Raw genomic sequence first — 25,059 nt, forward strand, 5'->3', positions numbered from 1 at the left:
GCTACCGTTGGATGGCGTCCCCTAGGGGATTCGAACCCCTGTACTCACCGTGAAAGGGTGATGTCCTAGGCCTCTAGACGAAGGGGACAAAAATCGTCATTCGTTTGGTGGAGGTAAGCGGGATCGAACCGCTGACCTCTTGCATGCCATGCAAGCGCTCTCCCAGCTGAGCTATACCCCCGCGCGAAGAGGCGTGACTATAGCGCATTTCAACAAAACCCGCAACACCTGAACCTGCATCCCCCACCGGAGGCCCATCCGCTCCCGACGAGGCCGCTTGCCTGACGACACGAAAACCACACGATCACAACATTCTTCGCCTCGCGCTAATCCTCCTTCGATATCCCTACTTCACACCTACATGAAGACAGTCGAGCACCTATCAAATTAGATAGCATGACTACGCAATAGATTGACGGCAAATCGTTAGTAATCCAGTATTCCGCGAACTCGCGCTCGCCATTGCGGGCGCAACACGGGGAACGGTGGGGAGCATAACAATATGAAAGCCGGCGGGTATTTCTTCCGTCTTGCCGTCGCGATTTCGATGGCATTTTCGATGACGTTTGCGGGGCATGCGCAGGCTCAGGTCACCGACAAGCTCGTGACCTTCGCGGGGGCCGCTTACGGCGGCGACGCCGCCAGCATCGACAAACGATTTCCTTATTCACGTGCTTACGAAGCCGGCCTGAAAGCGGCCGGCGATTCGCCGTACAAGCGCCTGCTTGCTGCGGTGAATCAGAATCCCGCACAACACTTCAAGCTGACCACCGGTCCGATCGACCAACTCAAGGGGCGCGATCAAGCGCTCGTGGTCTCGCTCGTCATCAATACTGAGACGGTCTCCGTCGAACGGTTCGGCGCCATTCGCAAGCTCTTCGTTCTGCTGCGCGGGCAGGTACTGTTCTTCGACTTCAAGTCGATGACGGTGCTGCGCTCGTACCCGGTCAGCTTCGGCTACGTCGACAACCTCGACCATGAACCCACGCGCGCCGAGGTGCTCGAGCGCGTGCGCATGGTCTACGACGGCGCCAACGGCAAACCCGGTCTGTACGCACGCTTCGCCTCGGCCGTCGCACAGGCGCAACTACCCGATCAGGCGCCGCGCTATCTGCAAGTCACGCACGTCGACGTCACGCCGGAAGCCGCCGCCGTGCTGCCCGATTACCTGAAGGCAACACCTGCCGCCGCACAGACATGGGTGGCAGACATGGTCAGCGAAGCCATCTCCACGCGCATCGGCGTGCCGGTCGTGCCGTATTCGAAGGGCTACGCCATCGGCAACGTGATGTCGATGCAGATCATGGACGGCACGGTCTACAACCTGAAGCTGCCTCAGCCCGATTACGAGATCGACGTCACGCTGAAGAACTTCCGGAAGATCAAGTACAGCGAGAACGCCGTCGGCACCGCATACATCTATGGCAGCTATGCCGATGTCGCCATTCGCGAGCCGTTGACCGGTGCGACCTATCTCAATACGTCGCTCAAGAACGGCGAGGTGAAACCGGTACCGGCGTCACAAACGTGGGTGGACGACTTCCCCGCGTACTACGACTCCGTCAACGGCCTGTTCGTGAAACTTGCCGAATCGGTGGCAGGCACGGACACGTCATGGGTGAAGTCCGCCGCTTCGGCGTCGGACATTTCGTCGCAAATCGACAAGACGATGGGACTGATGAAGCTATGCAAGTGATGAAGAAACTGATTCTGCTGTTCGCTGCGGCGCTGTTCGCATCGAGCGCCATGTCGCAAGTGCAGCAAGCGCGAGGCAAGGCGACCGTGACCTATGAAGGCTGGTCGATTTCGCGTGACGACAAGGCGCGCGCCTTGTCCGCCGCGCAAATGAAGGCCGTGGAGTTCTACTACGCCGAGGCCGGCGAGGCCGAGTCGGAGAACTTCGACGCGATTCGCCAGAAGATTCTCGCCGAGCCTGATCGCTACATTCTCGACTCGACGATCCTTGCCGAAGACGAGAACTCGGACAAGAAGCAATACACCGTGGCCGTGCGCGTCTCGCTGAACGTGGCGAATCTGCGCAACGCGGTGAAATCGAACTCGGCCGTCGTCAAGGGCGGCCCGGCAGCGCGCTCGCCGCTCGCCTTCATCTTCGTGTCGCGCGAAGTCGGCACCTCGCGCGCCTATGACGATCGCGTGTACAAGCGCGTCGATCGCAAGGTCGATGTGAACGCGCAAGTCAGCGCTTCCGAACAAGGCGTGGAAGGCGAGAGCATTCGTGGCAATCAGATCGGCACCAACGCGTCGACGAACGCCAGAATGGGCGCTTCCGTGCACAGTACCGCGTCCGTCGAAACCGGTGGCAGCACCACCCGCCGCGCGACCGACACGACCTTCCGGCTGATTCCCAGCGCCAACCTGTCGCAAGTCTTTACCTCGACGTTCGCCAAGGCCGGCTTCAAAGTCAACGAAGCTGCGCTTGTCGAGCCCTACACCGGCGGTCAGTTCAAGGTCGCCAACGTGGAGAACGACTACAAGAGCGGCATGGATCTGAAGCCCGCGACACTCGCGTCGATGGTGTCGGGCATGCGCGTGGCAAAGATGGCTTACATCGCGTTGGGCACGTTGGACGTCGGCCTGGCCGATCGCGATCCGAACTCGGGTCTGATGCGCGTGGCAGTCACCGTCAACGCAAAGCTCCTCGACATCGGCCAGACCATCCCCGACACCGTCGCCTCCGTCGGCCCGGTGCAGTACGCCGGCACGGGCCCGACCGAAGAAGAAGCCCGTACCAATGCGCTGCGTCTGGCAGCGAACAACGCCTCACGCGAGCTCACCAGCCAGATCACCAATCTGAGCTTGCGCTAAATGCCGTACTCAACCATCCCCTACGCGGAGAAGAAGTTCATGAAGAAGATCATCGCTTGCGCCGTTGCCGCAGCTCTCGTTGGCGCCTCGGGTGCCTCGTACGCCCAACTCGGCGGTTTGACCAGCCTGGTCGGCGGCGGTAGCAAGTCGGACAGCTCGGTCGATCTGAGCGGGCAGCAAGCCGCCCTGGTGAAGAACTACGTCGCCGCCAACGTCGACGTGCTCAACGCCAACGCCAAGATGGGTGAAGCCCTGGGTCTGAAGACGCAAGCCGAGCAGGCTGCTGCCGTCGTCTCGCAGTTGTCGTCGGGCTCGACGCAGGACAAGGATTCGGCATCGAAGGCCGTGAACGCCGTGGGTGACACGAGCGGCGCGATCGCTGCGAAGCTCAAGGAAAAGCCGGTGCTCGACGACGCCTCGAAGAAGACCTTCGCGCAAGGTCTCGGCCATCTGGCGCTCGGCATGGTGCACTACGCCGGCATGCGCAACGACGTCACGTCGATGGGCAACAACATGAAGAGCGCATCGCCGATGGCGTTGACGTCGCTGGGCGGCGCCGCCTATGTGGTGTCGAACTTCCCGGGTTCGGTGACGGAAGCCGGCAAGGCGCTCAAGAACGCCATCGACTTCGCCCGCAGCAACGGTATCGAAGTGCCGTCGGACGCCACGAAGGCACTGGCCGCCCTGTAAGCACGGAAAGCCGACACACCACACAACAACGACATGATGCGTAACTCGCTCACGGGGGCCCTTGCGGCCCTCTTTTTTATTGCCGGCTGCTCCGAGAAGGCAGCCGATGCTCCCCAGACATCAGCCGCACCTGCCGCCGCGTCGGCATCTGCCGCAGCGCCCGTGCCTGACGTCGGCAAGGTCGAAACCGAAAAGGTGACGGCCGTCGGCTTCGGCGGTACGGCCGGCGAAGCCACGCTCGAAGCGATGAAGCTCGCCTTGCTGCAAGTCAACGGCGCCGTCGTGCAGGCGCAATCCGTCGTGGCGAAGTACGGTCTCGACGTCAGCCTGAATCAGGATTCGGCGTCGCTGCGCGCGAACGCTTTCGCGGACATCGTCCAGCAACGCTCGGGCGGTGTCATTCAGCATTTGCGCGTACTGAGCCTCGACGAACCGGGCGTCATCGATAAACGCTTCAAGGCGACCATCGAAGCCGACATCGCCAAGTTCAAGCCGTCCGCCGACATGCAAAAGCTCAAGGTCGTGATCGGGCCGGTCGTCTTCCCGCAGGACCGTCTGCCGATGGGCGACGTGACGGTGCCATCGAGCGAAGTCGCCGCCGTGCTCCGCCAGCGAGTCAGCGACGCGCTGGTGCAAACGGGTCGCTTCGCGGTGCTGGATCGCGAGATGAGCCCCGAGATCGAACATGAGCTGGACATCATTGCGTCCGGTCAGGCGCCGAGCGCGGAACTCACGAAGCTCTCGCAAGCCGCCAGCGCCGATCTGGTGTGGAGCGCGCGCGTGAGTGCCTTCAACTACACGCGCCTTGCGCGCCAGTTGCGTACGAGCGACCGCCAATTGGTGAGTTATTCGGGAGGCTGGGCGCTCTCGCAGAAGATGGTCAACGTGGCGACGCGTCAGGTTACGGCGGCCGGTTCGCTGAGCAATGCGATGCCGTCGACGGCGCCGACCACGCTCGGCACCGGCGTCGACAGCCAGCGCATTCTCACCGAAATGACGGATCAGGCAAGCAAGGCCATCGTGAGCGCGATCCTGCAATCGACGTTCCCGATCACGGTCCTTGCGCGCGATGGCACCAATGTCGTCGTCAGTCAGGGGGGACAGGCACTGCGTGAAGGGAATCGTTACGCCGTGGTGGCGATGGGCAACGAGTTCAAGGATCCGCAGACGGGGCAAAGCCTCGGCCGTACCGAGAACCCGTGCTGCGAACTCGTCGTGGAGCGCGTAACGCAGAACCTGTCTTACGGGCATCTCGATAACGTGCGCCCGGGCCTGAACCTCGACACGCTGCCCATCGCCGGACTTCAGGTGCGTGGCGAGGTAGCGGGACGCCCGACGCAGCAGGCCAACGCACCGTCCGGTGCGCAAGCCTCGCCGGGCGCTGCGGTGGGGGCCAAGGTCGCACAAGCCACGAAGAAGACCTCGTCGGCGGCTGGTGCACAGGCAGCGCCCGCGCAAGACGACAAGTGGTAATTCGCGACAGCCGTCGCCTCGTTCCGGGGTGACGGCGCGCGACTGCAAGTCGCGAGAGGTTCCGTGACGACCGCCGTCACGCGGGGCGAGTAGAATCCGCAACGCGGCATGGCCGGCGATCGTCGCCGCTTATGCACGTTTGTGCACGCTCATGCCATTTGACGGGACCCTCTCATGAAAACAGCAGTCGCGCTGGCGCTGACGCTAACGCTCACGGCAGGCTGGGCGCATGCCGAGAAAATCGGCGACGTCAGCACCGCATTCAAGTTTCTCGGACCGGATCACAAGATCGTCGTTGACGCCTACGACGATCCGAAAGTGCACGGTGTGACGTGTTACGTCTCACGCGCGAAGACCGGCGGCCTCAAGGGCATGGTCGGTCTGGCCGAAGACAAGGCGGAGGCCTCGATCGCCTGTCGCCCCGTCGGCCCGATTTCGTTCTCGGGACCACTGCCCAAGGAGGAGGAAGTTTTCTCCGAGGGCTTGTCGCCCCTGTTCAAGAAACTGCGCATCGTGCGCATGGTCGACAAGACACGTAATACGCTCGTCTACCTCACCTACTCCGACAAGCTCATCGACGGCTCGCCGCAGAACAGCGTGACCGCTGTCCCTGTCGATCGTGCCACAGCGATCCCGATGAAGTGAGCCGACGGCGCCCGCGCGGCCACTGCACAGCCGTCGTCAACCACGCAGCAACCCGAAACGCCTGAGCTTGCGGTACAGCGTGTTACGGCTCACCCCGAGCCGTCGCGCTGCGGCACTCACCTGCCCCTGACACGCGTCGAGCGCAGCACGCAACGCCTGACGCTCTGCCGCCTCCAACGGCGCTTCCAACGGTTCGTCCGGGGACGCTTTGGCCGACATCCGGGCGTCACCCAACGCCTGCGCTTCACGCAACTCGTCCGGCAAATCGTCGAGCGTGACGATGCCGCTTTCACTGAGCGCCACCAAGGTCCGGATCACGCTGCGCATCTGACGCACGTTCCCCGGCCAGCCGTAGCCGCACAGGCACGCCTGCGCGTCCTGCGTCAGTTCAATCGCGCCATGCTGACCGTGCGCCCCGGCCTGCGCCAGCAGACGTTGGATCAGGTCGATCTTGTCTTCGCGTTCACGCAGCGGCGGCACCGTCACTTCGAGTCCACTTAGCCGATAGAACAGATCCTCGCGGAATTGCCGCTCGGCAATACGGTCGGCCAGATCGCGGTGCGTGGCGCTGAGCACGCGAATGTCCAGCGGCACCGGATCGCCGCCACCGAGCGGCGACACGGTGCGCTCCTCCAGCACGCGCAGCAGACGTGTCTGCATCGCGAACGGCATGTCGCCGATCTCGTCGAGGAACAGTGTGCCGCCGTTCGCTTGCCACAGCTTGCCGTTCATCCCCTCCTTGCGCGCTCCCGTGAAGCTGCCGCCCACGTAACCAAACAACTCGCTCTCGATCAGCGACTCCGGAATCGCCGCGCAATTCAACGCGACGAACGGTCCCGCCGAGCGGGCACTGCTCTCGTGGACAGCGCGCGCGAACACTTCCTTGCCGCTGCCTGTTTCGCCGCGAATCAGCACCGGCACGTCGTGCGCGAACACGCGGCACGCGCGAGAAAAAGCGCGTGACAACGCGGGATCGGTGAACGGTGCGATCGTCTCCCGCGCAGCGGGCTTCGATACAACATGCGACGTTGCCGACGTGGCCGATGTCCCCGGCAAGCCACGATTGGCACGCGCGGGCGCACGCAACATCGCCAGCAGCGCTTCCCCTGCACTCGTGCGAATCGGCCAGCAGGCACTCGGCGACGGATGCGCCTGCGCGACCAGCGCGTCAAGCGTCTGCGCAAACCATCGGTCGATCCGTGTGCCGACGATCTCCTCTCGCGTCGCCCCAAGACAGTTCAGCGCACTCTGATTCGCGGCGAGCACGCGGCCCGCATCGTCGAACGCGAGCAGGGCTTGCGCGAATCCACCGAGATGATCGGCCTGCTCCTGCAATTGCAGCAGCCATTCGTCGCGATAGTGCTGAAAGAAATACTCGCTCTCCACGACCTTGGCCGAAAGATTGACGAGGGCCAGCGTATGGAACTGACTCTGCCGCGTGACGTCTGCCGTCGTGGACGACACATCGATCACCGCTAGCAGATCGCCCTGCGGCGCGAATACCGGACTCGCCGTGCAGGTGAGCGGCGTGTGCAGCGCGCGGAAGTGATCCTGCTGGCAGATGATGACGGGCGCTCGCTCGACGGCACACGTCCCGATACCGTTCGTGCCCTCGCACGACTCGCTCCAGTCCGCCCCGGGCCACAGACCGGCGCGGTGAAAGGCGTCACGCGTGCCGTCGTGCAGGCGGGAATCCACGATCACGCCATCCGGCGCCGTCAACAGCACCGCCTGACGCGGATTCATCAACTGACGCTGCAACCGTTCCAGCACGGGCATGGAGACATGACGCAGGCGCTCCATCGCGCTACGCCGCTCACGAAGTTGCGACGATTCGAGCACGCGCGGCGCCATGCGCGCGCCCGGATCGAGTGCGTGCGTGTCGAGACAGCGTCGCCACGAGCTGGCGATGTTCGGATCGGTCGCAGGGCCGCCCGCCGGCGGCTGGCCCTGCGCGACACTCAGCACACGACGCGCGTGTGCGGACTCGGTAGTTGGTGGCATTGGTCGTCTCCCCCGTGCCGGGTGATCTGATGATCTTGTCGTCGTTCCCGAAGCATCTCCCATGCCGGGGGCGTTTGCAATGCGCGATGTCAATCGGAAGGCGCCAGCCGATTGAGGGCCTCGGGCAGGCTGTCACGCCCGCGATACAGAGGGTGTCACGGGACGGGACAAACGTGTCACGGATTCGGCACACGTTGCACCGCAACACGCGCCGAAAAAGCGGGCGGACCGGCGTCAACGCGAGATCCGGCCCGGGTGGCCCGCGACTTGCTTGGTGCCTCTGGCGTGGCCGGCGAACGACCGGCTGCCAACACAACGATATCCGGAGACACAACATGCGATACACGCCTCCCGGCACACCCGGTGCCCTGCTGACCCTGCAACCGCGTTACGAGAACTTCATCGGCGGCAAATTCGTGCCCCCGGTGGAGGGTCGTTACTTCGTCAACACCTCGCCCGTGACCGGCGCAGTCATCGGCGAATTCCCGCGCTCCAATGGCGCCGATATCGAACTGGCGCTCGATGCGGCACACGCCGCGGCCGCCAAATGGGGGAAGACGTCCGTTCAGGCGCGCTCGCGCATTCTGTTGCAGATTGCCGATCGTCTCGAATCGCAACTGGAGCGCTTCGCCGTGGCGGAGACGTGGGATAACGGCAAACCGGTGCGCGAAACGCTCGCTGCCGACCTGCCGCTCGCCGTCGACCACTTCCGCTATTTCGCCGGGTGCATCCGCGCACAGGAAGGCACCGCCGCCGAGATCGACGAGCATACGGCCGCGTATCACTTCCATGAGCCGCTGGGTGTCGTCGGTCAGATCATTCCGTGGAATTTCCCGCTACTGATGGCCGCGTGGAAGCTCGCACCGGCGCTCGCCGCCGGAAACTGCGTGGTGCTCAAGCCCGCCGAGCAAACGCCGCTCACGATCACGCTGTTCGCCGAACTGGTCGGCGACCTGCTGCCGCCCGGCGTGCTCAACATCGTGCAGGGTTTCGGCAAGGAGGCCGGCGAGGCGCTGGCGACGAGCAAGCGCATCGCCAAGATCGCGTTCACCGGATCGACACCGGTCGGGAACCACATCCTCACGCGTGCCGCCGCCAACCTGATTCCGAGTACGGTCGAGCTGGGCGGCAAGTCGCCGAACATCTTCTTCGACGACATCATGCGCGGCGAGCCCGAGTTCGTGGAAAAGGCCGCAGAAGGTCTCGTGCTGGGCTTCCTCAATCAGGGTGAGGTGTGCACCTGCCCGTCGCGCGCGCTGGTGCAGGAATCGATCTACGAGCCGTTCATGGAAGTGGTGATGAAGCGTGTCGAGCGCATCAAGCGCGGCGATCCGCTCGACACCGACACAGCCGTCGGCGCACAGGCCTCGCAGCAGCAATTCGACAAGATCCTCACGTACCTCGACATCGCGCGCAAGGAAGGCGCACAGGTGCTCACGGGCGGAGGGATCGAGACGCTGGACGGACCGCTCGCCACCGGCTTCTACATCCAGCCGACGCTGCTCAAGGGCGATAACCGCATGCGTGTGTTCCAGGAAGAAATCTTCGGTCCGGTCGTCGGTGTAACGACATTCAAGGACGAAGCCGAAGCGCTCGCCATCGCGAACGATACGGAGTTCGGACTCGGCGCAGGCGTGTGGACACGCGACATCAATCGCGCTTATCGCATGGGCCGCAGCATTCAGGCCGGACGCGTCTGGACCAACTGCTATCACCTTTATCCGGCGCACGCGGCGTTCGGTGGTTACAAGAAGTCGGGCATCGGCCGTGAAACGCACAAGATGATGCTCGATCACTATCAGCAGACGAAGAATCTGCTCGTGAGTTACGACGTCAATCCGCTCGGCTTCTTCTGAGTCGAACGTCCCGAGTAGTGCCTCTAGTTCCGCTTGACCTTGCAGCAGATCAAAGACGCATCGCATGACGAGTGCGATGCTGTCTTTGATGCCTGCGAAAGATGATTCTGGGCACCGCGCATCCTCCCTGCTGTGCGCCTTAGCGCGCACGCGGTGTGCCCCTCACAGAACAAACAAGGAGCATGACGATGAGCACGACATTCTTCATTCCCGCCGTCAACATGATGGGCGTCGGCAGCCTCGGCGAAGCGATGGCCGCCCTGCGCCAATACCATTTCCGTCGCGCCCTGATCGTGACCGACGCCGGCCTCGCCAAAGCGGGCGTAGCCGAGAAGGTTGCGAAGCTGCTGACGCGGCAAGACATTCAGTCGGTGTTGTTCGACGGCGCGAAGCCGAACCCGACCGTCGCCAACGTTGAAGCCGGTCTGGCGATCCTCAAACAGAACCAGTGCGACTTCGTGATCTCGCTCGGCGGCGGCTCGCCGCACGACTGCGCAAAGGGCATCGCGTTGTGCGCGGCCAACGGCGGCCATATCTCGGATTACGAGGGTGTCGACCGCTCGAAGAAACCGCAATTGCCGCTCGTCGCCATCAACACGACAGCGGGCACGGCGAGCGAAATGACACGGTTTTGCATCATCACGGACGAAAAGCGGCATGTGAAGATGGCCATCGTCGACCGTAACGTCACGCCGTTGCTGTCGGTCAACGATCCGGCACTGATGGCGGCGATGCCGAAGGGCCTCACGGCGGCGACCGGCATGGACGCCCTGACCCACGCGACCGAAGCCTACGTATCGACAGCAGCCACCCCGATTACCGATGCGTGCGCGCTCAAGGCCGTTACGCTGATCTCGCAGAACCTGCGGCGCGCGGTGTCGCACGGCGATGACATGACCGCACGCGAGAACATGGCATACGCGCAGTTCCTGGCGGGCATGGCGTTCAACAATGCGTCGTTGGGCTATGTGCACGCGATGGCGCACCAGTTGGGCGGGTTCTACGATTTGCCGCACGGCGTGTGTAATGCCGTATTGCTGCCGCACGTGGAAGCGTTCAACGCGAGCACCAGCGCCGGGCGTCTGAAGGACATCGCGCAGGCGATGGGCGAGAAGGTCGATGGCTTGAGCGACGAAGAGGGCGCGAAGGTCGCGATTGCCGCGATCCGCCGTCTGTCGAAGGACATCGGCATTCCGTCGGGTCTCGCAGAACTGGGCGCGAAGGAGGCCGACGTGCCCACGCTGGCGGCCAACGCCATGCAGGACGCCTGTGGCTTCACGAACCCGCGTCGTGCCGAGCAGGCGGAAATCGAAGCCATTTTCTTGCAGGCGTTTTGATGGGCAGCGACTGAGCAGTTGAAACGAACATGGGCTACGTGACGTCACGTAGCCCTTTTTTGTTACCTTTCAGGCCATCGCCTGAGCGCCCGGAACCGGCTCGCGCCGACGCATCCGCCACCAGATCAACACGGCGACGAACGCTTCGAGCGCCGCCACGATCCAGAGGCCGCCGTTGAAGCTTCCCGTCGTGTCCTTGACGATGCCCAGCAGATACGGCGAACCGAACCCGGCCAGATTCGCTACCGAGTTGATGAACGCCACGCCCATCGCCGCGGCACCGCCCGCGAGATAAGCGTTCGGCAACTGCCAGAACACCGGGATCGCCCCCATCGTGCCCGACACCGCAACCACGAGGCACAGGAAGGCCGCCACACCGTTGCTCCCGGCGAACCACCCGACACCCGCCAGTCCGCACGCCCCCACGAACACCGGGATCGCACAATGCATGCGCGCTTCGCGTCGCTTGTCTGCGCTGTAGCCGATGGCGATCTGGAAGATCGCGCCGAACACGTACATCACCCCCACGAGCAACCCGATGTGCAACGGATTCGTCGGTCCCAGCGCACGCACGATGGTCGGCGCGAAGAACGACAGCGTCGCATTAGCCGCCACGATCCCGAAGTAGATGCCCGTGAGCAGCCACAGCTTCGGGCTGCGCACGGCCAGCATGAAGCTGTGCTCACGTTTTCCCGCGCTCTTGCGGTCCTTTTCCAGATCGGCCTGAAGCAGACGCTTTTCCTGTTCGGACAGCCAGCTTGCCTGTTCGGGCTTGTCGACGAGGAACCACACCGCCAGAATCCCGGCGAGTACCGTCGGCACCCCTTCGAGCAGGAACAGCCATTGCCACCCTGCCCAACCGTTCACGCCATGCATGCCGTTCAGAATCGCGCCGGCCAGCGGTGCGCCCACGACCGACGAGACCGCCGACGCCGAGATGAACCACGCAAACGCTTTCGCGCGACGGTGCGCCGGAAACCAGAACGTCAGATAAAGGAGTACGCCCGGCTGAAAGCCCGCTTCGAACGCGCCCAGCAGGAACCGCATCACATAGAAGTAGGCCGGCGAGTGCGTGAACATCATGAGCACGCAAATCGTGCCCCAGCCCAGCGTAATGCGTGCGAGCGTACGCCGCGCACCAATGCGCAACAGCAGCCAGTTGCTCGGAATCTCCAGAAAGAAGTAGCCGAGAAAGAAGATGCCCGCGCCAATGCCGTACACCGTCTCGCTAAAGCCGAGATCCTGCTGCATCTGCAACTTCGCGAAGCCCACGTTGACGCGATCGATCCACGCCAGCATCCACAGCACGAAGATGAACGGGATGATCCGCCACATGATCTTCTTGTAGATCGGATCGAGCATGTCCTGCGATGAATTCGCAAACGTGTGGCTTGCGTCGCCAGCGCGCGAAGGTAACGGTGGGTTCATTTCGACTCCTCCCCGGAGCAGCATGGTCCGACGCGCATTCTTTCGGCCGCGCGCGGTGTGATACGTCGATGTCGTGATGTGATCGGCTAACGGTTCGATCGAGGTCTCATGACGATAGAACGCTGCGTTGCGGCGTCAGGCCGCTTCGCCCAGATGCATTGCCTGAAGCAACGCACGACAGGCGGCGGGGACGGGCCCGATCACCGGTGTCGAGAAGCGCTCACCCAACGCCTGCGCCGCCTCGCCCAGCGGTCCGCCGCCGATCACCACGGCCTGCGCGCCGTCTTCATGCAGGCAGGCCTCGACAGCGCCGGCGAGACCGCGCTCCAACTGCGACGGCTGATCGCCCAATACGAGGGGATCGCCCGTCGTGAATCGCGAGCCGGTGAAGTTCGCACCCAGTCCAAGTTTCCTGACGTTCGATGCAATCGACTCGGCCAGGTGCGGTGTCGTCGTGGCAATGCCGAAGCGTCGTCCGCCGGTCGCAGCCTCACGCACAGACGCCGCGCCGATGCCTACGACCGGAACTTCCAGTTGTGCCCGCAGCGCCTCGATGCCGGGATCGCCGAAGGCCCCCACGATCACCCCGTCCGCCTGCGCTGCGAGTGCCACGATGTCCGGGTCGTTCACGGCGTCTGCCGCCACGGCCAGATCCCGCTCGTCGACGATCATCGGCGCGCCGCGCGCGACCGTCGCACCGATGACCGCCGGTGGCGACGTCATCGCACTCGCGAGATAAGCGCGTGCGATGTCGACCATCATTTGCGTCGTCGCCGTCGACGTATTGGGGTTGATGAGCAGGATATGTGTCATGAAATTCTCGGCGAGTCGTGAGCAGCAAACGCTGCGGAAATATCAGGAGACGTCAGGAAGTCGCGGATGCCGACACGTCTGTCGCCGAACGACCGCCAGTCGGCGTATCGGTATCGCCCGGCGCTTCCGGGACATCGATCGGCTTGCCGAACGTCTCCGGTGCGAAGGTCAGCGCGATGGCGAACACGGCATACATCCCGGCCATCATCCCGAACATGCCGCCAATGCCGTACTGATCGAATACACGTCCGGCAACCAGCGGCATTGCGGCGCCTGCCAGCGTGCCCAGTGCCAGAATGAATGCCGTGCCGAAGGCGCGCACACGTGTTGGGTAAAGCTCCGGTGCGTAAATCCAGATGGACGTGTTGAGCAACAGCACGCAGAACTGGAACGCTGCACCGAACGCCAGGATCAGCGGTTGCGACTTCGACAGAAAGCCGAAGCACAGGCCGATCACGCACGCGGCGATGGCACCGAGCGTCAGTACGCGCTTGCGGGGAAAACGGAAGCCGAAGTAAGAGGCGGTGATCGCACCGAGCAAGCTGCCCGACTGCATCACGATGGTGAACACGAAGCTCTTGCTCAGCGTGTAGCCCTGCGCCATGAGAATCGTCGGCATGAGCGTGAGCACCGAAATCTGTGCACCGTATGTCATGCACACTGCGATACCGACCGCCACCGTGCGGCGCGCCAGCGGTCCGACGAACACCTCTCTCAGACGGACTTTTTCGGCACGATGCGCCCCCGCCACGGCTTCGCTCAGGTAACGCCTGGCGTCCTTGCCTGCGGACTTGCCGAGCTTGCCCGACGCCAGGACGTTGAGCACGCGGTTAGCTTCTTCCACACGACCTTTGGAGAGCAGAAAGCGTGGCGTCTCCGGAATGAAGCGGCGATACAGCAGCACGAAGAATGCCGGCAGCACCAGACAGCCGAACAGCCAGCGCCAGCTATCCGGCCCCGGGAAAAACGCGAAGACAGCCAGCCCGAACGCGGGCGCGAGCATATTGCCCAACCCGCCCCCGGCGACGTTGATCGCGCCTACGGCCACACCACGGAAGCGCGACGAGCAGAACTCGGCGAGCATCGTGACGGCAATCGAGATCTCGCCGCCGAGCCCGAAGCCGACGATGAAGCGTCCGGCAGCGAGCATCGAGTAGTTCGTGGCAAGCGCGCAGATCAGCGCGCCCAGCGTGAAGAGCATCAGGTTGATGCTCAGCATCGTGCGACGCCCGTAGCGGTCGGCGATGTAGCCCGAACCGAGCCGCCCGATGGCCGCCGCACCGAAGGTCAGTGTGTTGAGAAAACCGATCTGCGTGGCCGAGATGCCCCAGTACTCGCGCAACAACGGCCCCACGAGGCCGACGGCGTTTTGCTCGAAGACGTCGAACAACACCCCGAACAGGATCAGCGCGAGGATTTTCTTGTGTGACGGCGTCACCCCGATGTCGTCGAGCGCCCGTTCGAGCTGCTGCAACCTGGGTTCCGACGAGGATACGACCACTTCTGCGCCCATCGTAAAACTCCCTGCGCCGTGACTGGCGCCTTTGCGACCGATTTGCCTCGCCCTCGGTGAATCCTGTTTTGTTAATATTTTTTCAAATTATTTGTTTTTGAAAATTATTTTTCATATCAGGGTTTCACCCGACGCTTTTGCGACCGTCAGGGCGAGCAACGTCCTTGGCCAGACGTGCCAACGGACGAGCAGGAAATCGGGGGAGATGCGAGAAAGGCGGGAGAGGCCTGCGAAGGGAAAAGCAGGCCGGGCGCCCGGGGAGCCGGCGAGCTACACGTCGCCAGATATCCCCGCGCCGGAGGTTGCGTCAGATTTCGTCGAGCGAGTCGTGGAACGCTTCCACGAGGCCGAGATGACGACGGCCCGGGTTACCCGCCTGCGTCATCACCTGCGTGACGATCAGGTGGCACAGGCCGATCACAGCGGTGTGATTATCGAGAACGCCGGGTCCTTGCACGTCGCATTGCAGTGACCACTTCGCGGGCGTCTTTGCGGCAGCGGCACGCTCGGTGCGCTCAGAGATGTAGACGAGATTCGGACACGCCTTCGCGAGTTGCGCAACGACCGTCGGCATCTGACGTACCCTGCGGCGCAGCGCGAAGACGATCACGACATCGTCTGCTGTGATGCCCGCGAGATGCTCGCCCAGCGTCTCACCCGCGCCCGGAATCGCCTGCGCGCTCGGCACGATTTGCAGCAACTGCCAGCGCAGATACATCGCCAGCGGATGACTCGACCGAAACCCGACGATCCACACCTTGCGTGCCGCGAGAATCGCAGCTGCGATCTGTTCGATTTCGGCGGACGAGAGCCGGCGGTAGGTCGCCTCGATGTTGGCGAGGCTTTGCAGGCGTTGCGCGCCGACGAGATCGTCGGTTGCCGCTTCGGTGACGGGCGCCGTCGCGGCCATCGCCAGCGGAGAGCCTGCGCGCTGCTCGGCGCGCACGTGTTTGCGCGCGTCGTCGAACGACTCGTAACCCAGACGTCTCACGAAGCGCGTGACGGTCGCGTTGGAGACCTGTGCGAGCGCCGCCAGTTCCGAGGCCGAGTACCCTGCCAGATCGCCCGGCAAATCGAGCGCGAACTCCGCCAGACGTCGCTCTGAGGGCGAGAGCTGATCCAGTTGGTCCCGAATCCGGCCGACGAAGGACTTCTTCACGTGAGATGCCATGAGCGTTTGCGTGGTTAGGGCGAGCTATTGTCACCCGATGACGCGCCGATGCCAATCTGCGCTTTCACTTTCGTGCGCGTGGCGTCGAGCATCGACAGCGAACGCGCGCGGTCGGGCTCGCACCGCGCGAGCGAGATCGCGCCCACAAGCTCGTTCATCATCGACCGCGCCGTGGTGTCCGGATCGGGAACGTTCATGGCGGCGAGCTTTTCCGCCATCGCCTGCGTCAACGTGCGCACGCCGGAGCTGAAGACCGCCTGCACGGCCGGCGACATGCGCGGCACATCCGCCGCGAGCGCCGCCATCGGACAGCCCAGCGGACGCTGATCCATGCGCTCCACCGACAGATAGTGATCGATGAACCGGCTCAACCCTTGCTGCGGCGTGACGCCATGCGTCACTTGTTGCCAGCGCGACAGGCTCCCTTCGAACATGTGTGCAATGGCCGCCTCGATCAGCGCGTCCTTCGATGAGAAGTGCGCGTAGAAGGCGCCGTGCGTGAGGCCCGCCTGACTCATCACGGCCGCCACCCCCACCTTGTGGGGTCCGTCCAGACGAATCGCCTGCGACGCCTCGTCGAGAATGCGTGCGTAAGACTTCTGCTTGTGATCCGTGCCGTAGCGCATGGCTGCGATCCTCCGTTCGCCCGAGTGTGCCCGAGTATGCCCCCTGTGAGACCGACACTCGATGTCGGGACATCAGGCGTCTCGAACACACTCAGGAAATTCATAGTATGATGATCATCATATCATAAAACGCAGCGGCCCAATCGACCGTTGCGGCCCGGCTGTGTGCTGAGCGAACCGTCAGGAAACGTTGTCGTCGCCCACAGTCTTCAACAACCGTCGAAGGAGCTTCAACGTGAAAATTCTTGTCTTGGGTGCCGGTGCCATCGGGGGCTATTACGGTGCGCGTCTGGCGCAGGCGGGTGCGCAGGTCACCTACCTCGTTCGGGAAAAGCGAGCGGAAGTCCTCGCGCAACGAGGGTTGACGATCAAGAGCGAACTGGGCGACGTGCAGCAGGCGGTCGCCACGGTGACGAGCCGAGACGTGAAGCCCGAATACGATCTGGTGCTGCTCGCGTGCAGGACCTACGACCTCGACAACGCCATCGAGTCGATCGCCCCCGCGATGGGCGACCGCACCGTCATCCTGCCGTTCCTCAACGGCATGTCGGTGTATGAGCGTCTCGATGCGACGTTCGGCAAGCATCGCGTGATGGGCGGCGTGTCGTACATTGCGACCACCCTATTGCCCTCGGGCGAGATCCTGCATCAAGGGCCGGGGGACAACGTGATCGTCGGCGCGCGTACGGAGACGATGCGCACGCTGGCGCAGGACGTCTACGCTCTCTTCGCGAAGTCGAAGGGCACACGCGCCCTCAGCGAGACCATCGAGCAAGCGCTGTGGAACAAGTGGATCGCCGTATCGTGCGCGGGCATCATGACGTGCCTGATGCGCGGCAATGTCGGTCAGATCATGGCGACCCGCGACGGCGAAGCGTTGATGCGTCGAACCATGTCGGAAGGTCGCGCCATCGCACAGGCCGAGGGGTATGCGCTGCCGGAAGCGGCGATAAAGCAGATGGAAGCATTGCTGCTGGCGCCGAAGTCGGCGTGGGCATCGTCGATGGCTCGCGATATCGCGTCGGGCGCGAAGCGGCTGGAAGCCGATGCCATCGTGGGCGATCTGGTCACCCGTGCGGACAAGCACGGGCTCGACGCCCCGATGACGCGTGCGGCGTACTGCCAGTTGCAGGTTTACATGGGGTGAAGCACGTGGGGTGACGTGGAGTGAGATGTCGACGACGCTGCCCGATGGCCCGGCAGCGTCGCCTCATCTCTGTCACCCGATACGACTACGGCTCAGCCCCGTCACCGCTTGCAGGATCGCCACGCGGGCCTGACCGAGAATCTGTCCTTGCCACACAGGGTCGTCGAAGCAGAACGCGGAGTGCACGGCTTGGCGGATGGCCGAGGCCTGCGCGTCCGGCGCATCGGGATGCCGTCTGAGCCACGAATCGGCGCGCAGCATGTGCAGCATGTCGATGAGCGGCACGGTGCCGTATTCGATAGCCATCGCCGTCACTTGCGCATCCGGTCGTGCGGTGCGCAGCGTGTCGAGCAACGGCCCGCCGACGTTGGATGCCACCGTCGTCCCATCGACCGGACTCGCGAGGTCCGCGCCCCACCACGCCCGCGCGCGGGCAAGCTCATCGGCGTCGAGTCCGCCCACACAGATCTTCTCACCATGCCCCGGCGGTCCAAGCCCGGTGTGAAAATCGATCCACCCGATGGCGTTGCAATCTGCCGCATGCGTCTCGATCAGCGTGCGCATCAGCCGCGTGCTCCAGACCGGCTGGCGTCCGCCGTAGAACAAGCCGTCGGCGAACGCATACTGGCCGATCGTCAGCGCACGTTGATAGGCCACTGCACCGTGCACTTCGATGTAATCCGCAATCGCGCGTACGTTGTCGCTCGATGGTGGCCAGGTCGGCGGCACGAGCAATTCATGCAATTCGTCATACGCCTCGTTGACGGGCAGCGCCTGCGTGAAGTCGATGCTGTTCCGGTTCAGGTCGACGTTGTCTTCGTTCGTACGGGAAAGCCACGAGAAGCCGTAGGGGTTGATCGCGTGCACGACGAGAATCGCCACGTTGGCGGCCATCAGACGTCCCTGCAATCCCGCATCGCCGAGCAGGGCGATTTGCGCCGCACTGCCGCAGAAGCCCTCGACACCGTGGGTGCCCGACGTCAGGATGAGCAACCGCCGGGCGTCGGACGGCCCGAGCCGCACGACATCGGTCGACAGGGACTCACCTTCGCGCCCGACGAGATCGGGAATCACATGGCTCGTCACCTCGACGCCCGCCTGACGCGCGGCGCCTATAAAGCGCTTGCGCGCCTGTCGGTAGCTTTCAGAAAACGGACTCGTGGCCATCTCGTCTCAACCCACCAGGAAAGCTTCTGCCAGACGTACCCAATAAGTCGAGCCGAGCGTCAGCACGTCGTCATTGAAGTCGTAGCTCGTGTTGTGCAGCATGCACGGGCCGAGACCGTGACCGTGGGCGCGGTGATCCCCCGTGCCATTGCCGATGTACGCATAGCAACCGGGGCGCTCCAGCAGGAAGAACGAGAAGTCTTCGGCCCCCATCGTCGGATCGATGGGATCGACGACGTGATCGCGTCCCACGATCTCCTTCATCACGTTGAGCGAAAACTGCGTCTCGGCGGCGGTGTTCACCGTCGGCGGGTAATTGCGGAGGAACGAGAACTCAACGGTACAGCCATAGGCAGCGGCCGTGGATTCGCAGAACTCACGCATGCGCGTCTCCACGAGGTCGAGCACTTCGAGCGAGAAGGTGCGCACGGTGCCCGCCAGCGTGGCGGTGTTCGGAATGACGTTGATCGCCTCGCCCGCTTGCATCTGCGTGATGGAAAGCACGGCGGCGTCGATGGGGCGCTTGTTGCGCGTCATGATGCTTTGCAGCCCCGTGCCGATCTGCATGGCTGTGAGCACGGGATCGATACCGTCGTGCGGCATGGCGGCGTGTGCGCCCGTGCCCTTGACGACGATGCGGAATTCGTTGCTCGACGCCTGCGTCGCCCCCACACGCGCACCGAAGCTGCCGGCGGCGAGTCCCGGCCAGTTGTGCAGCGCGAACACGGCATCGACGGGAAATTTTTCAAAGAGACCGTCTTCGAGCATGGCCTTCGCGCCACCACCGCCCTCCTCCGCCGGCTGGAAGATGAAGACGATGGTGCCGTCGAACGTGCGGTGTGCGGCGAGATGTTGCGCCGCGCCGAGCAGCATGGCCGTGTGACCGTCATGACCGCAGGCGTGCATCTTGCCCGCGTGTTTCGACGCGTGCTCGAACGTGTTCAGTTCCTGGATCGGCAGCGCGTCCATGTCGGCGCGCAGGCCGATGACCTTCTTGCCGGTGCCGTTGCGCAGCACGCCGACGACGCCCGTCTTGCCGAGCCCGCGTGTGACCTCGATACCCCACGATTCGAGCAGCTTCGCCACGATGTCGGACGTGCGCGCTTCTTCGTAGCGCAGCTCGGGGTGCGCGTGGATATCACGTCGGATGGCTTGCAGTTCGGCCGAGCGTTCGGCGATTTCGGGAATGATGGACATGTGAGTCGTCTCTTGATGAATGCCCCGGATGGCGCGACGCGTGCCGGTCGAACCGATGATGTCGAAGGCGTCGATAGTGTCGACAGCGTCGGTTGTGTCGGCCGGTCGGGCCATTGGACAGGGGCAGGTTTGGGAGGCATGTGACGGGCGCACCGGCGAGATCTATCGCCGGGCGCCGTAATGTCGTGCGGTAGTGCAGATCGTTCGTTGGTGGTGTTCGCGGCGGTTGTCAGAGCAGCGGCTGGCGCGAGCGGTCCTTGAGCAGCAGGATCGTGACGAGCCCCACGGCAGCACCGAAGATGCCGTAGTACACGACGGCGAGCTTGTCGCCCGTCCAGCCGATGAGCAGCGTGGCGATGGCGCCGGCGAATCCGCCGAAGATCATCACGGCGAAGTTGTAGCCGATGGCCATCGACGTGGCGCGCACCCGCGAGGGGAACAGTTCGCACACGAACGCGCAGTAGGAGCCCTGGAACAGACCGAGCGAGAGCATCAGGCAGCACTGCACGAAGATCAGCATCGGCAGCGTCGGCACGTGACTCACAGCGAGGAACAGCGGATACGCGATGATGAGGCTGATGAGAGCCGAGGCGGTCATCGGCTTCTTGCGGCCGATGGCGTCGGAGATGCGGCCCGACGCGAACGTCCCCACGATATAGGCGACGGCCGCGCACAGCGAGGCGATGACGCTGCTCTTGAACGGAATGCCCAGCGACTTCGTGGCGTAGCTCGGCATGTAGTAGTAGAAGATGTACGTGCCGATGGTGCCGTACACGGTGAGACCGAAGCCAGCCACGACCTGACGCCAGTGAACGGTGATCGATTCGAGGAACGGCGAGCGCTTCTCGACGTGCTGGTGCTTGCGGGCGTCCTTGAAGACGGGCGACTCGTCCAGACGCGAGCGCACGTAGAGGCCGACGGGCACGATCAGCAGACCGATCACGAACGGGATACGCCAGCCGAAGGCGTCGATCTGTTCGGGGGTCAGTGCCTGCGTGATACCGATCGAGACGATGGCGCCGAGCAGCATGCTGCATGCCTGCGCGATCATCTGGAAGCTGCCGTACACGCCGCGGCGCTCGACCGGCGCATGCTCGACGAGGAATGCCGTTGCGCTGCCGACTTCACCGCCAGCGGAGAACCCCTGAAGGAAGCGGCCGATGAGCATCAGCACGGGCGCGGCCATACCGATTTGTGCGTATGTCGGTGCGAAGGCGATCACGGCGACGCCGAGTGCCATGACGGAGATCGTCAGCAGGAGTGCGGCCTTTCGTCCATGTTTATCGGCGTAGGCGCCGAGGACGATGCCGCCGAGCGGACGCGTCAGAAATCCCACACCGAAGGTCGTCCATGCCGCGAGCAGCGCGGCCGTGGGGTTATCGCTGGGGAAGAACTGACGCGCGATGTTCGCGGCGAAGAATGTGAAGACGGTGAAGTCGAACCATTCGAGCGCGTTGCCGATGGTGGATACCGCGATGATGCCGACGTCGATACGCTTTCCCGAGCGCTCGGCGACGGCGGAGTTTGCGGCGCCGTCGCGCCCAACCGAAACTTCCATGGGGATACTCCTCTTCTATGAAGTGTTTTCGTGGCAAGCCGACCGCACTCGCTTCGCCCCATTCTGCTTGTGCAAAAAAACCAATAAAAGCTAGAATTTGTGATCCGTCATCGCAATTTTTTTGATGAATTGACCGGTGAGTTGGGGGACGGATTTGGTGGCAGCTCGGGGGTGTTTCGAGGTTGTTTCGAGGTTGTTTCGAGGTTGTTTCGAGGTTGTTTCGAGGTTGCCTTGAGGTTGCTTTGAGGCGTCGGGCGAGATCGGGTCCGGAACTGGAGCGAATTCGAGGGCTGACGCTGTGTGAGTCGGTGCGGTTGGGGATATTCAACAACGAGCGAACTATGAGCAATTTGCGATTTATGAGGACGTTTGCGGCGGTCGCGAGATATGGCTCGTTCGCATCAGCCGCCGAACATCTGGCGATGACGCAGTCGGCGGTGAGCATGCAGATGCGAGCGCTGGAGGAAGAGTTCGATCACCCGCTGTTCGATCGTGTCGGGCGCTCCGTCTCACTCAATGCGATGGGACGTGTGCTGCTGCCGCATGCCGAGCAGTTGCTGACGCAATACCAGACGATGCGCATGCTGGCCGCCGGAATCGAATCGACGGCGGGGCCGGTGACGATTGGCGCGGTGGAGTCGGCGGTGAGCGCACTGGCGCGGGCAGTGACACAGATCAAGCAGGCGCAACCGCATCTGGAAATCCTGATTCAGACGGCCCGCTCGATAGAACTAACGGCAAAGCTCGACGCCGGCGAGATCGATTGTGCGGTGCTGGTGGAGCCGACGGGACGGCGTCCGGCGGGCGTCAGGTGGACGCCCTTGTATCGGGAGCCGTTGGTGCTACTAGCCTCCTCGGCATTGAAATCGGCGTCGGCCGCGAAGTTGCTGGAGACGGAGCGGTTCCTGCGGTTCGACCGCACGCAACGAACCGGCGCGCTGATCGATCGTGCCGTGCGACGTCAGCACGTGAAGGTAAGCGACTTTCTGGAACTGAGTTCGATTGAAGGGATCGTGGCGCTGGTGCGACAACGTGTCGGAGTGGCGGTAGTGCCAATGCTGAGAAGCGCCACATGGGCGCAGGAGGACTCGCTACGCATCGTTCCGCTGCCCGGGGTGACGGAGCAGCGGAGTATCGGACTGCTGGAACGCAACCGTCACGACAAGATGGGGATCACGACGGCAATTGCGCAGCAGGTGATGGCGCAGGGGTGAGAAGAAGACAAGCCTGACCGTCATCCGGCTGCGTCCGTCTTTTTGTGTAAAGATGCCCACTTCCCCCCTGGAAAAGAGTCATCCATGTCCGAGCGCGCGCCCCCTATTTCCGTGCAGGAGCGGCAGACCGAAAGTCGTACGTCGAACGCTCCCTCCCTGACGGGGGCAGGCCCCATGGCCATGGCCGATGCGCGGCCAGCGTCGCAACGATTTCAAACGCTTCAACGCATGATGCACGCGAGTCCGCGACATCAGGCGACGCTGTCGCCGATTGTCAGCGAGGCGCCCTCGCGTGAGCGTCCGGCCGCCCGAAACGTCGGCCAGGCGGCGAGACACACACCGGTACAACTGTCGCCGGTCGCTGGGCTTGCTGTCGTCCAGCGGGTAGCGGATCTGGTTACGCCCGTCGTCGTCACGGCAGATGTCGTCACGGCGGCGTCCGTTCCTTCTCGCGAACGCTCGCGAGGCGTACTCGGCGGCAAGGAGGGAAGCCACACGACCCCGTGGTCGGTTCTGGCGGAATCTTTGCGCGTGGCCGTCATCGGCAAGTCGGTAACGAATGCCATCGCAGCGGTGGACGCCTTGTTCACCGTGGCTAAGGCGCTCCCCGGCACCGCGCACGTCGAATTCATGATGGGCCCGGAACAGGCGCATTACCGGGAAGCGCTTGCAAAAGCCAATGCGGCGAGTGCCGCAGCTATTCAAACGCCGGGGCAGGATCTCTTGCAGCGGTTCATGAGCGCCTATCTCGAATACCGAAACGTAATTCCGCTATCGGCCGTCGACATTGGCGCACCGGCGAACAGTAACAACGAAGCGCAACGTCTCGACGTGTTGCGGGACTACCGGAATAAGACTGCCGCTGACATCCGGGATGCCATATTCAACTTGCTCGATCACCGGACGTTCTCTCTTCTTAGTTCCACCATCGAGGAAGACGATCTTGAGCCAGCGTTCGTAAAAGAGGGAGGCGCTCCCGGCCCCGATCCGAGGCAGGTAAGCGCTGGATTGCCGGGTGCAAATCCGGCGCGGACAAACGAGGCGCGGGCGGCCGACTTGATACAGCAGCACCTCCAGACCATCAAGGCCGGGTTCCCCGAGGCGTATCACAAGGCCAATATCACGCTCGATCACGTGACGCAGCGCTACTTGCCTGCCCCACAAGCTGCCGCCGCAGACGATGAGTATGACGACGACGCATCCTCCGACGGGGAGGATGCGCTCGCACTGGATCGTCCTCTTTTTACCGGAGCGTTCGCCCTACCGGTGCGGGGTGCTGCACTCCCTGAACGGGCAGCGCTCGCCCCCAACATCGCTGCGGGCGCCCAACTGCGTTTGGCCGCGAATGGCACGATTGAGCACGTGTTAATCAATGGGCAGGATAGACCTAAGGGATTGTTCGGATCGGCTGACAAGAAGCATTCGACGGCATGGGTCGTCATCGTCACCGGTGCCAAAAATGCGCTGGCAGGCAAAACGCTGGCGGAGGCGGTGGAAGCGATCGATACGCTATATGACGCAACAAAAGCGCTGCCCGGCTTTGATCTCGGCGATCGATTGACGGTGGCTCGAAAGGCGGAATGGGAGGCTGTGCAGGCCGCTGCGCTTCGCGCTCACGACGCAGCAGCGGCGGCAGCAACGCTCACTACGGTACAGGTGTATTTAAGCGCCTACTTGCAGCTGAGAAATTTCGTGCCGATGTCGGCGGCGGATATTCCGGGCGCTGGCCCTGGTGGCGATTCGGAGGCGCGCAATATCGCGATTGTCGGTCAGGCCGCCACACATCCGGCAGCGGATGTTCGCAATGCAATCTATGCACTGCTGGATGAGGCCGTGGTAAAGGGCTTTGGCGCAGGTAAAGGTGCGACGGCGAGCGGATTGCCGCCGGGTACGGCAGTCCCCACCCAGTCACGCACCGCCGAAGAGACCTTGATAGATTCCGAGCTCCCCGGCGCCGACCTCGAAGTGTCCCCCGACGCGCGCATCGCGGAAGTGATTAAACAGCACCTGCTGACCATAAGAGCTAATTTTCCCGCCGCCTATGATCGGGCCGACGCCGGCAACGAAGCGCACATCGACCACTATGTCGATACCGTGCTGGAAATTCATGACGCACAACGGCGCAAGACGATTCGCGAACGTGTTTGGGATTGACGTGTGGTAGCTGGGGTAACTGGTTTGACTACCCTTGGTAGACCCTGAGATTTTTGCCTCAATCAAATCAACTTGGAACGAGAAGTAGCACTGACCTGACGGATATTTTCGTACCACCGGTGTCTAGAGATTCACGGCCCCAGTGGTTGAACTACATTCGCTAGCCCGACGAAATTCGGCCGGGGTTTGGTACTGCAAACTCGAATGCGGGCGCACTTCGTTGTAGTGAGTGCGCCAGTC

Annotated in this window: 19 protein-coding genes and 2 tRNA genes; 10 read left to right on the top strand and 11 right to left on the bottom strand. The window is 63.2% G+C overall.

Annotation, left to right across the window (positions count from 1 at the left end; genetic code table 11):
• Window positions 1-12 precede the first annotated feature (12 nt).
• Together C5N93_RS00490 and C5N93_RS00495 are read right to left on the bottom strand one after the other, a co-directional pair.
• Window positions 13-88: transfer RNA gene (locus tag C5N93_RS00490), tRNA-Glu, on the bottom strand.
• Between the two features lie 17 nt (window positions 89-105).
• A tRNA-Ala gene (locus tag C5N93_RS00495) sits at window positions 106-181 on the bottom strand.
• A gap of 321 nt (window positions 182-502) precedes the next feature.
• On the opposite strand from C5N93_RS00495, the gene C5N93_RS00500 reads away from it, so the two are divergent.
• The 5 genes from C5N93_RS00500 (at window position 503) to C5N93_RS00520 (ending at window position 5,634) form a co-directional block, all read left to right on the top strand.
• Window positions 503-1,696, top strand: coding sequence for a hypothetical protein (locus tag C5N93_RS00500; RefSeq protein ID WP_242557881.1), 1,194 nt, complete (start codon window positions 503-505; stop codon window positions 1,694-1,696).
• Window positions 1,696-2,826, top strand: a complete 1,131-nt coding sequence (locus tag C5N93_RS00505) for a hypothetical protein (protein WP_242557882.1) — start codon at window positions 1,696-1,698, stop codon at window positions 2,824-2,826. Before C5N93_RS00500 ends, C5N93_RS00505 begins: the two co-directional genes overlap by 1 nt.
• A 39-nt stretch (window positions 2,827-2,865) precedes the next feature.
• Window positions 2,866-3,516 carry a hypothetical protein gene (locus tag C5N93_RS00510; protein ID WP_242557883.1) on the top strand — a complete coding sequence of 217 codons (651 nt, stop codon included), beginning with the start codon at window positions 2,866-2,868 and terminating at the stop codon, window positions 3,514-3,516.
• 33 nt (window positions 3,517-3,549) lie between these two features.
• A complete protein-coding gene (locus C5N93_RS00515; protein ID WP_242557884.1) occupies window positions 3,550-4,989 on the top strand; it encodes a CsgG/HfaB family protein in 1,440 nt (479 codons plus the stop codon).
• 174 nt (window positions 4,990-5,163) lie between these two features.
• Window positions 5,164-5,634: a CreA family protein gene (locus tag C5N93_RS00520; RefSeq protein ID WP_242557885.1), complete on the top strand. Its 471-nt coding sequence runs from the start codon at window positions 5,164-5,166 to the stop codon at window positions 5,632-5,634.
• Between the two features lie 36 nt (window positions 5,635-5,670).
• Here C5N93_RS00520 and C5N93_RS00525 read toward each other — a convergent pair whose 3' ends face one another.
• Window positions 5,671-7,638 carry a sigma-54-dependent Fis family transcriptional regulator gene (locus C5N93_RS00525; RefSeq protein ID WP_242557886.1) on the bottom strand — a complete coding sequence of 656 codons (1,968 nt, stop codon included), beginning with the start codon at window positions 7,636-7,638 and terminating at the stop codon, window positions 5,671-5,673.
• 335 nt (window positions 7,639-7,973) lie between these two features.
• Between C5N93_RS00525 and C5N93_RS00530 the strand changes: the two genes are divergently transcribed.
• Together C5N93_RS00530 and yiaY are read left to right on the top strand one after the other, a co-directional pair.
• On the top strand, window positions 7,974-9,494 hold the full coding sequence (locus C5N93_RS00530) for an aldehyde dehydrogenase family protein (protein WP_242557887.1): 1,521 nt from the start codon (window positions 7,974-7,976) through the stop codon (window positions 9,492-9,494).
• Window positions 9,495-9,682: 188 nt separating this feature from the next.
• The gene (gene yiaY / locus C5N93_RS00535; RefSeq protein WP_242557888.1) at window positions 9,683-10,831 is read left to right on the top strand and encodes an L-threonine dehydrogenase; all 1,149 of its coding nucleotides are present in this window, start codon (window positions 9,683-9,685) and stop codon (window positions 10,829-10,831) included.
• 69 nt (window positions 10,832-10,900) lie between these two features.
• Here the strand turns inward: yiaY and C5N93_RS00540 are convergent, their stop codons facing one another.
• The 5 genes from C5N93_RS00540 to C5N93_RS00560 all read right to left on the bottom strand — a co-directional run bounded on the left by C5N93_RS00540 (window position 10,901) and on the right by C5N93_RS00560 (window position 16,382).
• A complete protein-coding gene (locus tag C5N93_RS00540; protein ID WP_242557889.1) occupies window positions 10,901-12,259 on the bottom strand; it encodes an MFS transporter in 1,359 nt (452 codons plus the stop codon).
• A 135-nt stretch (window positions 12,260-12,394) separates the two neighbouring features.
• Window positions 12,395-13,072, bottom strand: a complete 678-nt coding sequence (locus C5N93_RS00545) for an aspartate/glutamate racemase family protein (protein WP_242557890.1) — start codon at window positions 13,070-13,072, stop codon at window positions 12,395-12,397.
• Between the two features lie 52 nt (window positions 13,073-13,124).
• Window positions 13,125-14,585, bottom strand: a complete 1,461-nt coding sequence (locus C5N93_RS00550) for an MFS transporter (protein ID WP_242557891.1) — start codon at window positions 14,583-14,585, stop codon at window positions 13,125-13,127.
• A gap of 307 nt (window positions 14,586-14,892) precedes the next feature.
• Window positions 14,893-15,756, bottom strand: coding sequence for a MurR/RpiR family transcriptional regulator (locus C5N93_RS00555; RefSeq protein WP_242557892.1), 864 nt, complete (start codon window positions 15,754-15,756; stop codon window positions 14,893-14,895).
• Between the two features lie 14 nt (window positions 15,757-15,770).
• Window positions 15,771-16,382, bottom strand: coding sequence for a TetR/AcrR family transcriptional regulator (locus tag C5N93_RS00560; protein WP_242557893.1), 612 nt, complete (start codon window positions 16,380-16,382; stop codon window positions 15,771-15,773).
• A gap of 235 nt (window positions 16,383-16,617) precedes the next feature.
• On the opposite strand from C5N93_RS00560, the gene C5N93_RS00565 reads away from it, so the two are divergent.
• The gene (locus tag C5N93_RS00565) at window positions 16,618-17,529 is read left to right on the top strand and encodes a 2-dehydropantoate 2-reductase (RefSeq protein WP_242557894.1); all 912 of its coding nucleotides are present in this window, start codon (window positions 16,618-16,620) and stop codon (window positions 17,527-17,529) included.
• 72 nt (window positions 17,530-17,601) lie between these two features.
• Here the strand turns inward: C5N93_RS00565 and C5N93_RS00570 are convergent, their stop codons facing one another.
• The 3 genes from C5N93_RS00570 to C5N93_RS00580 form a co-directional block, all read right to left on the bottom strand.
• Window positions 17,602-18,696, bottom strand: a complete 1,095-nt coding sequence (locus C5N93_RS00570; RefSeq protein ID WP_242557895.1) for a M14 family metallopeptidase — start codon at window positions 18,694-18,696, stop codon at window positions 17,602-17,604.
• Window positions 18,697-18,702: 6 nt separating this feature from the next.
• Entirely contained in the window at window positions 18,703-19,893 is a 1,191-nt protein-coding gene (locus C5N93_RS00575) for a M20 aminoacylase family protein (protein WP_242557896.1), read from the bottom strand.
• A 229-nt stretch (window positions 19,894-20,122) separates the two neighbouring features.
• On the bottom strand, window positions 20,123-21,451 hold the full coding sequence (locus tag C5N93_RS00580) for an MFS transporter (RefSeq protein ID WP_242557897.1): 1,329 nt from the start codon (window positions 21,449-21,451) through the stop codon (window positions 20,123-20,125).
• A gap of 359 nt (window positions 21,452-21,810) precedes the next feature.
• Between C5N93_RS00580 and C5N93_RS00585 the strand changes: the two genes are divergently transcribed.
• Entirely contained in the window at window positions 21,811-22,665 is an 855-nt protein-coding gene (locus tag C5N93_RS00585) for a LysR family transcriptional regulator (protein WP_347403281.1), read from the top strand.
• An 84-nt stretch (window positions 22,666-22,749) separates the two neighbouring features.
• A complete protein-coding gene (locus C5N93_RS00590) occupies window positions 22,750-24,819 on the top strand; it encodes a hypothetical protein (RefSeq protein WP_242557899.1) in 2,070 nt (689 codons plus the stop codon).
• Window positions 24,820-25,059 lie beyond the last annotated feature (240 nt).

This window comes from Pandoraea sp. LA3, from assembly GCF_022696215.1.
Classification (GTDB): domain Bacteria; phylum Pseudomonadota; class Gammaproteobacteria; order Burkholderiales; family Burkholderiaceae; genus Pandoraea; species Pandoraea capi.

Excerpts from the sequence above, each read along its gene's own strand:
- C5N93_RS00555 (WP_242557892.1), bottom strand. The coding sequence starts at position 15,756 with ATGGCATCTCACGTGAAGAAGTCCTTCGTCGGCCGGATTCGGGACCAA.
- C5N93_RS00545 (WP_242557890.1), bottom strand. The coding sequence starts at position 13,072 with ATGACACATATCCTGCTCATCAACCCCAATACGTCGACGGCGACGACG.
- C5N93_RS00580 (WP_242557897.1), bottom strand. The coding sequence starts at position 21,451 with ATGGAAGTTTCGGTTGGGCGCGACGGCGCCGCAAACTCCGCCGTCGCC.
- C5N93_RS00500 (WP_242557881.1), top strand. The coding sequence starts at position 503 with ATGAAAGCCGGCGGGTATTTCTTCCGTCTTGCCGTCGCGATTTCGATG.
- C5N93_RS00590 (WP_242557899.1), top strand. The coding sequence starts at position 22,750 with ATGTCCGAGCGCGCGCCCCCTATTTCCGTGCAGGAGCGGCAGACCGAA.
- C5N93_RS00530 (WP_242557887.1), top strand. The coding sequence starts at position 7,974 with ATGCGATACACGCCTCCCGGCACACCCGGTGCCCTGCTGACCCTGCAA.
- C5N93_RS00515 (WP_242557884.1), top strand. The coding sequence starts at position 3,550 with ATGATGCGTAACTCGCTCACGGGGGCCCTTGCGGCCCTCTTTTTTATT.
- C5N93_RS00505 (WP_242557882.1), top strand. The coding sequence starts at position 1,696 with ATGAAGAAACTGATTCTGCTGTTCGCTGCGGCGCTGTTCGCATCGAGC.
- yiaY (WP_242557888.1), top strand. The coding sequence starts at position 9,683 with ATGAGCACGACATTCTTCATTCCCGCCGTCAACATGATGGGCGTCGGC.
- C5N93_RS00570 (WP_242557895.1), bottom strand. The coding sequence starts at position 18,696 with ATGGCCACGAGTCCGTTTTCTGAAAGCTACCGACAGGCGCGCAAGCGC.
- C5N93_RS00525 (WP_242557886.1), bottom strand. The coding sequence starts at position 7,638 with ATGCCACCAACTACCGAGTCCGCACACGCGCGTCGTGTGCTGAGTGTC.
- C5N93_RS00520 (WP_242557885.1), top strand. The coding sequence starts at position 5,164 with ATGAAAACAGCAGTCGCGCTGGCGCTGACGCTAACGCTCACGGCAGGC.
- C5N93_RS00585 (WP_347403281.1), top strand. The coding sequence starts at position 21,811 with ATGAGGACGTTTGCGGCGGTCGCGAGATATGGCTCGTTCGCATCAGCC.
- C5N93_RS00575 (WP_242557896.1), bottom strand. The coding sequence starts at position 19,893 with ATGTCCATCATTCCCGAAATCGCCGAACGCTCGGCCGAACTGCAAGCC.
- C5N93_RS00510 (WP_242557883.1), top strand. The coding sequence starts at position 2,866 with ATGAAGAAGATCATCGCTTGCGCCGTTGCCGCAGCTCTCGTTGGCGCC.
- C5N93_RS00550 (WP_242557891.1), bottom strand. The coding sequence starts at position 14,585 with ATGGGCGCAGAAGTGGTCGTATCCTCGTCGGAACCCAGGTTGCAGCAG.
- C5N93_RS00560 (WP_242557893.1), bottom strand. The coding sequence starts at position 16,382 with ATGCGCTACGGCACGGATCACAAGCAGAAGTCTTACGCACGCATTCTC.
- C5N93_RS00540 (WP_242557889.1), bottom strand. The coding sequence starts at position 12,259 with ATGAACCCACCGTTACCTTCGCGCGCTGGCGACGCAAGCCACACGTTT.